This is a genomic window from Actinomadura sp. NPDC048394 (assembly GCF_040651755.1).
In the GTDB taxonomy this organism is placed as follows: Bacteria; Actinomycetota; Actinomycetes; order Streptosporangiales; family Streptosporangiaceae; genus Spirillospora; species Spirillospora montaniterrae.
The window spans coordinates 182,903-195,446 of sequence record NZ_JBEZJL010000007.1; the positions used below are offsets into that span (position 1 = coordinate 182,903).

A 12,544-nucleotide genomic window follows, 5' to 3' on the forward strand; every position below is an offset into this window, starting at 1 on the left:
ACCCCGATGACACTTGTGCGACGTTCGGCGGCGCTCGCCACCGCCGGAGCGCTGCTGGCCGGCTGCGCGGGCGGACCCGGCGGGGGCGGGGGCAAGATCAGTGACGGCAAGGTGGTCCTCGCCGTCCTCACCGACGAGTCCGGCGTCTACGCGGACCTGTCGGGCAAGAACGCCGTCGAGGCGGTGAAGATGGCGGTCGCCGACTACAAGGCGAAGTACGGCGGCAAGGCCGTCGCGAAGAAGATCGAGGTGGTGGACGCCGACCACCAGAACAAGCCGGACATCGCGAACTCCAAGGCGCAGGAGCTGTACGACCGGCAGAAGGCCGACCTGATCGTGGACGTGCCGACCTCGTCGGCCGCCCTGGCCGTCGCGACCGTCGCCAAGAACAAGAAGAAGCTGTTCATCGACGTCGGCGCCGCGTCCACCGCGCTGGAAGGCAAGCAGTGCAACAAGTACACCTTCCACTACGGCTACAACAGCTACATGCTGGCCCACGGGACCGGTAGCGAGGTCACCAAGGACGGCTCGAAGAACTGGTACATCGTCTACCCGGACTACGCGTTCGGGCAGGACATGCAGAAGACGTTCAGCTCGGCCGTGACGGAGACGGGCGGCACCGTCGTCAAGTCCGACCCGACGCCGTTCCCGAACGACAACTTCTCGACGTTCCTGCTGAAGGCGCCGGGGCTGAAGCCGAAGCCGCAGGTGCTCGGCGCCATGCAGGCGGGCGGCGACCTCGTCAACCTCGTGAAGCAGTACAACGAGTACAAGCTGCGGGACAAGGGCGTCGGGCTCGCGACGGGCCTGATGTTCCTCACCGACATCCACTCGCTCGGCCCGGACGCCCTCGCCGGGACGCGCTTCACCGACTTCTGGTACTGGAACGCCAACCAGGGCAACCGTGCCTGGGCGGACAAGTTCCAGGCCAAGACCGGCAAGCGCCCGACGGCCGTGCACGCCGCCGACTACTCCGCGGCCCTGCAGTACCTGGAGGCGGTGCAGCGCGGCGGCACCGACAAGTCCGACGACGTGGTGAAGCAGCTCGAAGGCCACCAGGTCAACGACGTGTTCACCGCCACCGGCACCATCCGGCCGCAGGACCACCTCCTCGTCCACGACGCCTACATCGCGCAGGTGAAGCCGGGCTCCGAGGTCAAGGAGCCATGGGACTACGAGAAGATCCTCAAGACGATCCCGGCGGCGCAGGCGTTCCAGCAGCCCGACCCCTCCTGCAAGCTTTAGGCGGCCCGGCGTGCTGCAACAGGCGTTCAACGGGCTGGTGAGCGGGGCGTTCTACGCCCTGCTCGCCCTCGGCCTGGCCGTCATCTTCGGGATGCTCGGCGTCGTCAACTTCGCGCACGGCGCGTTCTACATGCTGGGTGCGTTCGGCTCCTACGTCCTGCTCGACTCGTGGGGCGTGAACTTCTGGGTCGCGCTGCCGCTCGTCCCGGTCGTGCTGGGCGTGGCCGGGACGGTGCTGGAGCGGCTGTTCATCCGCCGCCTGGCGCCGCTCGACCCGCTCTACAACTTCCTGTTCACCTTCGGTCTCGCGCTGATCCTTCAGGACCTCGTCAAGCGGGAGTACGGCGTGCAGTCCCAGCCGTATCCGCGGCCGTCCGCGCTGGGCGGTTCGGTGAACCTCGGCCTGTTCACGTACCCGGCCTACCAGGTGTTCGTGCTGGCGGTGTCGGTCGTGGTGTGCGGAGCGGTGTGGGTCGTGCTGACCCGGACCCGGGTCGGCATGATCGTCCGGGCGGCGACCGAGCGGCCCGAGCTGACCCGCGCGCTCGGCATCGACGTGGCCCGCTGGGTCACGCCGGTGTTCGGGTTCGGCATCGCGTTCGCCGCGTTCGCCGGCGTGCTCGCCGCGCCGATGCGGGCGGTCAACCCGCTGATGGGCTCCGACCTGATCATCACGGTGTTCGCCGTGGTGGTGATCGGCGGCCTCGGCTCGGTGTTCGGGTCGGTCGCCGCGGGGTTCGCGGTCGGGATCGTCTCGGCGCTCGGCAACTACTACGTGCCGTCGCTGTCCCAGACGCTGGTGTTCATCCTGATGGCCGCCGTGCTGCTGTGGCGCCCGGCGGGCCTGTTCGGCAGGGAGGAGGCGCTGTGATCCTGTCCAGGCTGGCCGGACGGCCGGTGTTGCTGGTCATCGGGCTCGTCGCGGCGATCGTGCTGCCCTGGTTCGTCTACCCGCCCGTCGCGATGGACATCATCTGCTGGGCGCTGTTCGCCGCCGCCGTGGACCTGCTGCTCGGCTTCACCGGGCTGCTGTCGTTCGGGCACGCCGCGTTCTGGGGGTCCGCCGCCTACGCGACGGGCCTGATCGCGGTGCACTCCGGGCTGCCGTTCCCGGTCGCGGTCCTCGGCGGCGCGGCGTTCTCCGCGGTGTTGGCCGTCCCGATCGGGTATCTGTCGATCCGGCTGCGGGGCATCTACTTCGCAATGGTCACCCTTGCGTTCGCGCAGATGGTGTACTTCGTCGCGAACCAGTGGCGGGACGTGACGGGCGGCGAGAACGGCCTGCAGGGCATCCCGAGGGACTTCTTCGGCGTGGACCTGTCCGATCCGTTCTTCTTCTACTACGCGGGTCTGCCGTTCATCCTGGCCGGCCTGTTCGTCGCGTGGCGGATCGTCCGGTCGCCGTTCGGCCGGGTGCTGGTGTCCATCCGCGACAACTCGGCGCGTGCGCGCGCGCTGGGCTACAGCATCGACCGCTACAAGCTGCTGGTGTTCGTCTTGTCGGCGGCACTGTCCGGGCTGGGCGGTGGCCTGTTCGCCATAGGCCACGGCTTCGCGTCCCTGGACGGCGTCTACTGGACGACCTCCGGGCAGGCCGTGATGATGGTCGTCCTCGGCGGCATCGGCACCCTGTGGGGAGGCGCGATCGGCGCCGCGCTGATCGTGGAGCTGAACGACTATCTCGCCACGGCCGGCTTCCAGGAGACCGGGATCATCACCGGCGCGATCTTCATCGTGGTCGTGCTGGTGTTCCGCCGCGGCGTCTGGGGCACGGCCCGCGCCCTCCTCGCGAAGCGCACCACCCGCCGTCCCGCCGACCAGGCCCCGGCCAAGGTCACCACTCCTGCCTGATCCACGTGGCGTGTCGCCCTTATGCGGTCCCGCATGAGGGCGACACGCCACGACTCAACGAGAGAGACGGTGGAGGCGGAGGGCCAGCTGGAGTTCCAGGGCGCGTTCGGGGGACTGCCAGTCGTCGCCAAGGAGGCGGGAGATGCGGTCCAGGCGCTGGCTGACGGTGTTGACGTGGATGTGCAGGCGCTCCGCCGTCCGGGACAGGCTGCCGCCGCTGCCGAAGTAGGCGTCAAGGGTCTGCACGAGCGCCGTGCCGCGCCGCTCGTCATAGTCGAGGACGGGCCCGAGCGTGCCGCCGAGGAAGCCGGGGACGTCGCGCGCGTCGCCGATGAGCAGGCCGACGAAGCCCAGCTCGGACGCGCCGGCGCCGTCCCCGCGGCGGCCGAGGGCGAGCAGCGCGTCCGCGCAGCGCCGCGCCTCCAGGTGCGCCGCCGCGATCCCGTCCGGCCCGCGCACCGGGCCCGCCGCGCCGACGGTCGCCGGACGGCCGAGCGAGGCGCCGAGCTCCTTGGCGACGCGGCGCGCCGCGTCGCCCGCCCGCTCGCCCGGCAGCAGCAGGACGATCTCGTCGCCGCGCGCGGCGGCCAGGCCGTGCTCGACCGCCGCGAACGACGACGCCCAGAACGCGGCGCGCTGCCGGTGGTCGTGCGACTCGTACCGCGCGCACATCAGCACGTGCGGCGCGGTCAGGTCGACGTTCACCCGCCGGGCCCGGACGATCAGCGTGTCCGCGTCCGTCCGCCGGTCCGAGAGCAGGTCGTCGAGCAGCTCGCCGCGGACGCGCCCCTCCGCCTCCGTCACGCTCCGCTGGAACAGCACCAGCAGCGCGGTCACGAGCGCGGCGCGCTCCAGGATGCGCTGGTCGGCGCCGGACACCTCGTCGGCGGTACGGAGCACCAGCGTGCCGAGCATCTCGTCGCCGGTCGTCACCGAGGCGATCCACAGGTCGCCGCGCCGTACGGTGCGGCCCTGCGCGCGCGCTGAATGCGCCGACGCCATCACGCCGGACAGTTCCTCGTCGCTCAGCGACGCCGACTCGGCCCCCGTCGTGGCGAGGTGCCGGCCGTCGGCGTCCAGGACGTGCAGGGTCCCGCCCAGCAGCTCGGTGACGACGGCCGCGACGTCCTCGACGCCGCCCCCGCGGACCACCACCGCCGTCATCCGGTCGTGCGCGCGCGCCGCCTGCTCTACGGCCGCGCTGCGCGCCTTGATGACCTCGTTGGCGGCGCTCAGCTCCTCCAGCGCGGTCTGCGTCTCCTCCAGGAGGCGGGCGTTGTCGATCGCGACCGCCGCGTGCGCCGCCAGCGACCCCAGCAGCGCGACCTCCTCCTGGTCGAACGGGCGCTCGCTGCGGTTCGCCGCCGTCAGCACCCCGATCACGCGGCTGCCCAGCCGCATCGGCACGCCGAGGATCGCGACGATGCCCTCCTCCGCCACCGCCGAGTCGATGAACCCGCGGTGCCGGAACTGCTCGTCGCCGAGGTAGTGCGCGCTCGTGTACGGCATCGCCGTCTGCGCGACCAGGCCCACCAGGCCCGTCCCCATCGGCAGCCGCAGCCGCCGGAACGCCGCCGACACCGACCCGTCCGTGACCCGCATGTAGGTCTCGCCGCGCTCGTCGTCGTTCAGCGTCAGGTACGCGATGTCGGCGTTCAGCAGCCGCCGGGCGCGCCGCGTGATCGCCTCCAGCACCGCGTCGAGGTCGCGGAGCCCGGCGAGGTCGCCCGCGGTGTCGAACAGCGCCGCGAGCTCCGCCTCCCGGCGGGCGTGCCGCCGCATGATCGACCGGACCCGCAGCGCGGCGAGCTTCGCCGCCTCCAGTTCCGCCAGCACCGTCGCCGAGGCGCCCTGGGCCCGCGCCTGCACGAGCGGCCCCTCGAACTCGACGGGGGACGCCTCGCGGGCGAGCAGTTCGAGGAAGACGCCGCAGGTCATACGGGCCATTGTCAATGCGCCGTCCAGCCGCCGTCGAGTGCGAGGGACGCTCCGGTCACCATCGACGCGGCCGGGGAGCACAGGTAGCCGACCAGCGAGGCCACCTCGTCCGGCTCGATCAGCCGCTTCACCGCCGAATGCTCCAGCATGACGCGCTCGACGACCTCGTCCGGGGCCATGCCGTGCGCGCGCGCCTGGTCGGCTATCTGGCCCTCCACGAGCGGGGTGCGCACATAGGACGGGTTGACGCAGTTGGACGTCACGCCATGCGGGGCGCCCTCCAGCGCGATCACCTTGGACAGCCCTTCGAGCCCGTGCTTGGCCGTCACATAGGCCGCCTTGAACGGCGAGGCCCGCAGCCCGTGCACGGACGAGATGTTGACGATCCGCCCCCAGCCCCGCTCGTACATGCCGGGAAGCGCCTCGCGGACGAGCCGGAACGGCGCCTCCACCATCAGCCGCTGGATCCGCGCGAACACCTCCGGCGGGAACTCGTGGACCGGCGCCACATGCTGGACGCCCGCGTTGTTGACCAGGACGTCGACGTCCGTGGCGATCCCGTCCAGCGCGCCCATGTCGGACAGGTCGGCGAGCAGGGGGACCCCGCCGATCTCGTCCGCCGCCGCGCGCGCCGCGTCGCCGTCCACGTCCGCCACCACCACGCGGGCGCCCGCCCCGGCCAGCAGCCGGGCGCAGGCGCGGCCGATGCCGCTCGCGCCGCCGGTGACCAGGGCCCGTTTCCCCGACAGGTCCAGCGCCTCGGACGTCCAAGCGGCGGGCCGGGGTGTCACGCTCGTCATGCGCAGAACCTACGAAGTGCCGCAACCGGCTCCCATGTGGCCCCGACACACAATCCCATGACGAACCGTATGGACGGCCCTTACAGCGGTCGGCCATTACAGTGGTCCGTCCTTTCAGCGGCCCGTCCCTACAGCAGGCCGTTCCACATCTGCTCGACGACGAGCGACCACCAGCGGTCCTCGCCGTGGAAGGCGGGCGGGTCGACGGCGGCGAGCTGCTCCTGGATCCGCTCCACCATCGCGCCCGCCGCGTACGGGTCGAGGCCCCGCATCCGCTGCCGCCCGCGCGCGAGCAGGGTCAGCGACCGCGCGAGCTCCGCGGGCCCGGTGTTGACGAACCGGGTCGCCCCGGTGATCGGGTCCACGGCCCACACGCGGCCGATGATGTGCGGCGGGCCGTCGGTCATCACGCAGAGGAAGCAGTGCCCGTCGCCGCCGATGCTGACGAACGGGTCCAGGTTGGCCAGCGCCTGGCCCGACAGGGGGCTGCGCCGCGTCCGCAGCTGTTCGGCGATGGGCTTGGCGGCCCACGCCTGGAAGATGTGCGGCACCCGCGCGGGCAGGCCCGCCTCCGCGAGCGTCGCCGCCTGCCGCGCTGGGACGCGGACGCGCTCCAGCTCGTCCCGCTGGTGGCGGCGGACGCCGTCCGGGCCGAACGCCGACGCCAGGACCCGGCCGAGCTGCGCGTCGTCCAGCGGCGGCGCCTCCGCCACGGCGGGCACCGGCACCGGCGACGCCGCGGGCGGGACGGGCTGCCCCATCAGCTGCGCCATCATCGCCGCCTGCTCGGCGTTCGCCGCGACGGCGGCGTCCCGCTCCCGCCGGGTCTCCCCGTAGGGCCTCCCGCACGAGACGTCGGCCTGCGGGAAGGCGAAATCGCGGAGCAGGACGTCGCAGTAGCAGCCCGGCAGGCGGCACGGCTCGATCTCCGAGTACGCCGCAGACACGCTCTCCGGCGGCACGCCGATCCGCTGCAGCTCCTCCCACACCTGCCAGAACGGGCTCGGGAGCCCCGGCCCGGACACCTTGGCGAGGTAGGTCTCCTCGCCGCCCGGCGGCCGGTAGGTGACCGTCAGGGTGTTGCCCGCCCCCACCGCGGGCCGGCCCCGCCCCTCGGCGGCGGCGGGCCCGGCCGGCGCACCCTGCCCATGACTGCCGTCGTACATCCGCCCGCCGTCCCTTCGCCGCGCCCGTGTTCGTAATCGATCTTGCGGAGAGGCTAGCGTTGGGCCCGGCATCCGCTGGCGGGCGAGAGGGCTCCGATGACCGAGATCACACATCGTTTCGTCGACGCGCAGAGCGGCCTGCGGATGCACGTCGCCGAGGCGGGCGAGGGCCCGCTCGTCCTGCTCCTGCACGGCTTCCCCGAGTGCTGGTACTCCTGGCGGCACCAGCTCACGGCCCTCGCGGACGCCGGCTTCCACGCCGTCGCGCCCGACCAGCGCGGCTACGCCCGCACCGGCGGCCCGGCCGATCCCGCGGCCTACTCGATCCTGCACCTGGTGGGCGACGCCGTCGGGCTGATCAAGGCGCTCGGCGGCGAGCGCGCCGTCGTGGTCGGGCACGACTGGGGCGCCCCCGTCGCCTGGCACACCGCGCAGATGCGCCCCGACAAGGTCCGCGGCGTCGTCGGCATGTCGGTGCCGCACCGCCCCCGGACCTCCACGCCGCCGGTCGCGTCGATGCGGCGGATGTTCGGCGACGGCTTCTACATGGTCCGCTTCCAGGAGCCGGACGCGCCCGAGGCCGAGTTCGACCGCGACCGCGCCGCCGCGTTCCGCCGGATGCTGTACGCCGCGTCCGGCGACGGCCCCGGCACCGCGCTGATCGCGCCCGAGGGCGGCGGGGTCCTGGACGCCTGCCCCGAACCGGAGAAGCTCCCCGCCTGGCTCACCGAGGACGACATCGCCGCCTACGTCGCCGAGTACGCCGGCAGCGGCTTCACCGGGCCGATCAACTGGTACCGCAACCTCGACCGCAACTGGGACCTCACCGCCGCCTGGCACCGCGCCCAGATCAGCCCGCCCGCCCTGTACATCGCCGGCGACCGCGACCTCGTCGCGACCGGCGCGACCCGGGCGATCGAACACCTCTCCGACTTCGTCCCCAACCTCCGCGACACCGTCTGGCTGTCCGGATGCGGCCACTGGACGCAGCAGGAACGCCCCGCCGAGGTCAACGACGCCCTGATCGCCTTCCTGCGCGCCCTGTAGCGGGTCAGCGGGGGCGCTTGGGGAGCCGCTCCATCCGGGTCCAGCCGTTCCAGCCGCGCTCGCGCATCAGCTCCAGCATCCGCTCCGCCCGCGGATCCGCCTCGAGCGCGAGCGACTCCAGCAGGTCGAACGGCAGGTGGTCGCCGAGCGTCCCGCCGAACTCGGCCTGGCCGTCGGCATACGCCTGCTCGAACAGGCCGGCCATGATGTCGGCGGCCTCCACCAGGAGCCGGTCGTCGCCCGGATCGCCCTCGATGATCTCCGACAGCACCCGGTAGAGCCGGACGATGCGCGGATCCTCCAGCTGTGCGAACTTCCCGGGCATGAACGCGCGGACGCGGTCGGGCCAGCGGGCCGAGACGAGGATCCACCCGTCCCGCTCGCCCTCCACGATCCGCTCCGACACCCCGAGCTCCCGCAGCCGGTCGAGATAGGAGACGATCTCCGGCGGGAGCACCAGGCCGTCCCCGGCGGCGAGCCGCGCGATCTGCTCGCGGCTGGCCTCCAGCCGTGCGATCTCGTCGCGCAGGCGGTCGTCGATCCGCCGGACGCCCTCGGCGAACGACGCGGCGTCGGCCTCGAGCATGTGGCCGATCCGCGACAGCGGCACCCCCGCGTCGGCCAGCGTGCGGATCTTGATGAGGGACACCACCGCCGTCGCGCCGTACCGCCGGTACCCCGAGGCGTCCCGCTCCGGCTCGGGCAGCAGCCCGATCTGGTGGTAGTGCCGCACCGCGCGCACCGTCACACCGGCGTACGCGGCCAGTTGCCCGATCGTCAGCATGCTCCGATCCTCCCGCCGTCCCGTCAGGAGATCCTGCGGCGGTAGACGATGCCGGCGAACACGTAGGCGACGACGAGGATGCCGGCGCACCACGCCAGCGCCGTCCACAGGCCGCCGCCGACCGGACGCTGCGCGAGCAGCGCGCGGATCGTGTCGACGATGGACGTCACCGGCTGGTGCCGCGCGAACGCGCGCACCGGGCCGGGCATCGTGCCGGTCGGCACGAACGCCGAGCTGATGAACGGCAGGAAGACCAGCGGGTAGGAGAACGCGCCCGCGCCGTCCACGCTCTTTGCGGCGAGGCCGGGGATGACGGCGATCCAGGTCAGCGCGAGGGTGAACAGGACGAGGATGCCCGTCACCGCGAGCCAGGCTCCGACGCCCGCGCCCGACCGGAAGCCCATGAGCAGCGCGACGCCGATGACGGCCGCCACCGAGACCGCATTGGCCGCCAGCGAGGTCAGCACGTGCGCCCACAGCACCCCCGACCGCGCGATCGGCATCGACTGGAACCGCTCGAAGATCCCGCTCTGCATGTCCGTGAACAGGCGGAACGCCGTGTACGAGATGCCGGACGCGATCGTGATGAGCAGGATGCCGGGGAGCATGTAGTCCACGTACGACGCCGTGCCGGTGCGGATGGCGCCGCCGAACACGTAGACGAACAGCAGCATGATCGCGATCGGCGTGACCGCCGTCGTGATGACGGTGTCCAGGCTGCGGGTGACGTGCCGCAGGGTCCGTCCGGTGAGGACGGCGGTGTCGCCCAGGAAGTGCGCGGTCATCTCTGCTCCTCGTGCTCGGCGGTCCGGCCGTCCGCTCCGACGACCGCGAAGAAGATCTCCTCCAGGGAGGGCTGCTTCTCGACGTACTCGACCTTGGCGGGAGGCAGCAGCCGCCTGAGCCCGTCCAGGGTGTCCTCGACGACTATCCGGCCCTGGTGCAGGATCGCGATCCGGTCGGCGAGCTGCTCGGCCTCGTCCAGGTGCTGGGTGGTCAGCAGCACGGTCGTGCCGCCCGCGGCCAGCTCCCTGACGGCCTGCCACACCTCGATGCGCGCCTCCGGGTCCAGCCCGGTGGTCGGCTCGTCGAGGAAGACGACGGGCGGGTCCCCGATGAGGCTCATCGCGATGTCCAGGCGGCGCCGCATGCCGCCGGAATACGTCGCCGCTTTTCGGCCGCCTGCCTCCTCCAGCGAGAACCGCCTCAGCAGGCCGTCGGCGATCCCGCCCGGGTCCGCGAGATGCCTCAACCTGGCGACCAAGACGAGGTTCTCCCGCCCCGTGAGCACCCCGTCGACCGCGGCGAACTGCCCGGTGAGGCTGATGGACGCGCGCACCTCGGCGGCCTGCGCCGCGACGTCGAAGCCGTTGACCCGCACCGTCCCCGCGTCCGCCTTGAGCAGCGTGGACAGGATCCTCACCATCGTGGTCTTGCCCGCCCCGTTCGAGCCGAGCAGCGCGAAGACGCCGCCCCGCCGCACTTCGAGGTCCACGCCGCGCAGCACGCGCAGCTCCTTGTAGGACTTCTGCAAGCCCCGCACCTGGATCGCGGGCCCCTGGCCCTGATCGGTCGTCATGCCGGCCAGCCTGAAGGGTTGACGCTGCGTCAGGGTCAAGGCCGCCCGGAAGCGTAGGGGGCGGGGCGTCAGGGGCGAGGCGGCGTGGAGGTGTCGGGGGCGGGGCGTCAGGGGCAGGGCGGCGTGGAGGTGTCGGGGGGTGTGAGGGGCGAAGCGGCGTGGAGGTGTCGGGGGCAGCGCTTCGAGGTCAGGGCGGCGCGGAAATGTGGGGGGCTCGTCAGGGGCGAGGCCGCGCGGAAGTGTAGGGGCGGCGCGTCGGGGCGAGGCGGCGCGGAAGTGTCGGGGGCGGGGCGTCAGGGGCGAGGCGGCGTGGAAATGTCGGAGGCGGGGCGTACGGTCGCGGCGTGAACCGTACCGACCGTCTGTACGCCCTGGTTGAGGAGCTGCGGGCCTGCGCGCCGCGCCGGGTCAGCGCCCGCGAGCTGGCCGCGCGGTACGAGGTGAGCGTCCGCACGATCGAGCGCGACATCGGCGCGCTCCAGCAGGCCGGCGTGCCGATCTACGCCGACGTCGGCCGGGGTGGCGGCTACACCCTCGACAAGAGCCGCACCCTGCCGCCGTTGAACTTCACCCCCGCCGAGGCCGTCGCCGTCGCGATCACCCTCGCCCGCGCGGGCGGGTCGCCGTACTCCCGGTCCGCCCGCACCGCCCTGCACAAGATCGTCGCGGCGATGTCGGCGGAGCACAGCGCCTCCGCCCGCGAACTGGCGGCCCGCGTCCGGTTCCTGATCCCCGCCGGGGACGACGACCCGGCGTCCGTGCCCGCCGTGCTGGAGGAGGCCGTCCTGAGCCGCCGGGTCGTCCGCCTCACCTATATCGACCGGGCGGGCGCCGAAACCGTCCGCGACGTCGAGCCCGTGTCGTTCACCGCGTCGAGCAAGGGCTGGTACCTGACGGCCTGGTGCCGCAAGCGCGGCGGTCGTCGCGTCTTCCGCACCGACCGCGTCCGCCGCGCCGCCCTCCTGGACGAGACCGCCCCCGAACGCGTCGTCGAGGCCATGCACGAGGACGTCCCATCCGACTACATCGTCCGCCCCCTCGAATTCGTCTGAGCTCAATCCGCGCGGGGACCCCGGGAGTCGGCGCCCATCAGGGCACGCTCCGCCGCACGCATGAACCCGTAGTACCTCGCGCGGGCCTCCTTGAGGCCGCCGGAGACGTCGATCGACGCGGCATGCTCGGCGGCCTCGCCGTGCGCGTACGGATCGAGCATCCGGTGGACGTCGAGGATCTGCATGCGCAGGGCCTCCCCGGCCTCGACCACGGACCGGGGTCCGACGAGCGCCAAGCGGGAGCAGGACGTATAGAACTCCTCGAAGTCGCCGAACAGCTCCTTCATCCTCTCCGGAGAAGGGCGGCCATCGCGGTACGCCTCGTCCGCGACCGTCGACAGCAGCGGCGACAGATGGGCGTACGCGTCCGTCACCTCGCGGTAGGCGTCGTGCCGCACGCCCCGTCTCCACTGGTCGCGCTCCGCCTCCTGCTGGCGATGCGCCTGGTCGCGCGCCGTCTTGATGCTCAGCAGACCGGTGACGGCGGAACCCGCGAGCGCGGAGAAGGCTGCGATCAGGGCCGTCCAGGCTTGATCCATGCCCGGAGGCTAGCGCCGAGCCCGGCAGGCAGCCGCCGAGCGCGTCGTCGAGGCCGTGCACGAGGACGTCCCGTCCGACTGCATCGTCCGCCCCCTCGAATTCGTCTGACCGGAGAGGTTCTGGTCTGGCGCGTACGCGGTTGTATTCGGCGCTCGAAAATACCGACTGGATGCGAATCCTGTGAGTCTTCGCGCGGTCGAATGAGAGTGGCGAGCCTGGGTGATGGGTGATGGGTGAGGGTTCGAGTGGAGTAGTCGGGGGGGCGGAGTGGTGCGCGGCGCGGCGCGTGTGTTCCGTTGTCGGCCAACTGAGAACCACCCTCCCCGTATCTGCTAGTTCATCGTCTTCGGGACGACCGGATCGGCGGCGAACGGCGAGAGGGTGTTCGGGTGCATTGGCGGGCGGGGTTCTCGGGGAATCGCAAGAGGGGTGTTCGGGTGGTGGGGTGGCGCTTGCGTACGGGGCCGCCCCTCCAAAGTCAAGGGCGCCTTCGGCGTCGCTTCGCGATGGACTTCGTCCACCCTTGACTTTGGAGCCTCTGC

Annotated in this window: 12 protein-coding genes; 5 read left to right on the forward strand and 7 right to left on the reverse strand. The window is 72.2% G+C overall.

What is annotated here, in order from left to right; all coding sequences use genetic code 11:
• The first annotated feature begins 6 nt into the window (after positions 1 to 6).
• The 3 genes from AB0C78_RS06865 to AB0C78_RS06875 are packed head-to-tail and all read left to right on the forward strand — an operon-like array spanning position 7 to position 3,096.
• Positions 7 to 1,245, forward strand: coding sequence for an ABC transporter substrate-binding protein (locus tag AB0C78_RS06865; RefSeq protein WP_360742800.1), 1,239 nt, complete (start codon positions 7 to 9; stop codon positions 1,243 to 1,245).
• Between the two features lie 10 nt (positions 1,246 to 1,255).
• On the forward strand, positions 1,256 to 2,116 hold the full coding sequence (locus AB0C78_RS06870; protein ID WP_360742803.1) for a branched-chain amino acid ABC transporter permease: 861 nt from the start codon (positions 1,256 to 1,258) through the stop codon (positions 2,114 to 2,116).
• On the forward strand, positions 2,113 to 3,096 hold the full coding sequence (locus AB0C78_RS06875; protein WP_360742806.1) for a branched-chain amino acid ABC transporter permease: 984 nt from the start codon (positions 2,113 to 2,115) through the stop codon (positions 3,094 to 3,096). The genes AB0C78_RS06870 and AB0C78_RS06875 overlap by 4 nt, the downstream gene beginning before the upstream one ends.
• 54 nt (positions 3,097 to 3,150) lie before the next feature.
• Here AB0C78_RS06875 and AB0C78_RS06880 read toward each other — a convergent pair whose 3' ends face one another.
• From AB0C78_RS06880 to AB0C78_RS06890, 3 genes are all read right to left on the reverse strand, one after another.
• Entirely contained in the window at positions 3,151 to 5,034 is a 1,884-nt protein-coding gene (locus tag AB0C78_RS06880; RefSeq protein WP_360742809.1) for a helix-turn-helix domain-containing protein, read from the reverse strand.
• A gap of 11 nt (positions 5,035 to 5,045) precedes the next feature.
• A complete protein-coding gene (locus AB0C78_RS06885) occupies positions 5,046 to 5,834 on the reverse strand; it encodes a 3-hydroxybutyrate dehydrogenase (RefSeq protein ID WP_360742812.1) in 789 nt (262 codons plus the stop codon).
• A 128-nt stretch (positions 5,835 to 5,962) separates the two neighbouring features.
• The gene (locus AB0C78_RS06890; RefSeq protein ID WP_360742815.1) at positions 5,963 to 7,000 is read right to left on the reverse strand and encodes an SUKH-4 family immunity protein; all 1,038 of its coding nucleotides are present in this window, start codon (positions 6,998 to 7,000) and stop codon (positions 5,963 to 5,965) included.
• 96 nt (positions 7,001 to 7,096) lie between these two features.
• Here AB0C78_RS06890 and AB0C78_RS06895 point away from each other — a divergent pair, with 96 nt between their 5' ends.
• A complete protein-coding gene (locus tag AB0C78_RS06895; protein ID WP_360742818.1) occupies positions 7,097 to 8,047 on the forward strand; it encodes an alpha/beta hydrolase in 951 nt (316 codons plus the stop codon).
• A 4-nt stretch (positions 8,048 to 8,051) separates the two neighbouring features.
• Here AB0C78_RS06895 and AB0C78_RS06900 read toward each other — a convergent pair whose 3' ends face one another.
• The 3 genes from AB0C78_RS06900 to AB0C78_RS06910 are packed head-to-tail and all read right to left on the reverse strand — an operon-like array spanning position 8,052 to position 10,410.
• Positions 8,052 to 8,831, reverse strand: a complete 780-nt coding sequence (locus AB0C78_RS06900; RefSeq protein ID WP_360742821.1) for a MerR family DNA-binding transcriptional regulator — start codon at positions 8,829 to 8,831, stop codon at positions 8,052 to 8,054.
• Positions 8,832 to 8,854: 23 nt separating this feature from the next.
• The gene (locus AB0C78_RS06905; protein WP_360742824.1) at positions 8,855 to 9,616 is read right to left on the reverse strand and encodes an ABC transporter permease; all 762 of its coding nucleotides are present in this window, start codon (positions 9,614 to 9,616) and stop codon (positions 8,855 to 8,857) included.
• Positions 9,613 to 10,410 (reverse strand): ABC transporter ATP-binding protein, encoded by a 798-nt coding sequence (locus tag AB0C78_RS06910; RefSeq protein WP_360742827.1) that lies wholly within the window; start codon positions 10,408 to 10,410, stop codon positions 9,613 to 9,615. The genes AB0C78_RS06905 and AB0C78_RS06910 overlap by 4 nt, the downstream gene beginning before the upstream one ends.
• Before the next feature lie 344 nt (positions 10,411 to 10,754).
• Here AB0C78_RS06910 and AB0C78_RS06915 point away from each other — a divergent pair, with 344 nt between their 5' ends.
• Complete coding sequence (locus tag AB0C78_RS06915) at positions 10,755 to 11,462, forward strand: YafY family protein (protein WP_360742830.1); 708 nt, start codon at positions 10,755 to 10,757, stop codon at positions 11,460 to 11,462.
• Between the two features lie 2 nt (positions 11,463 to 11,464).
• Here AB0C78_RS06915 and AB0C78_RS06920 read toward each other — a convergent pair whose 3' ends face one another.
• Positions 11,465 to 12,001: a hypothetical protein gene (locus AB0C78_RS06920; RefSeq protein WP_360742833.1), complete on the reverse strand. Its 537-nt coding sequence runs from the start codon at positions 11,999 to 12,001 to the stop codon at positions 11,465 to 11,467.
• Positions 12,002 to 12,544 lie beyond the last annotated feature (543 nt).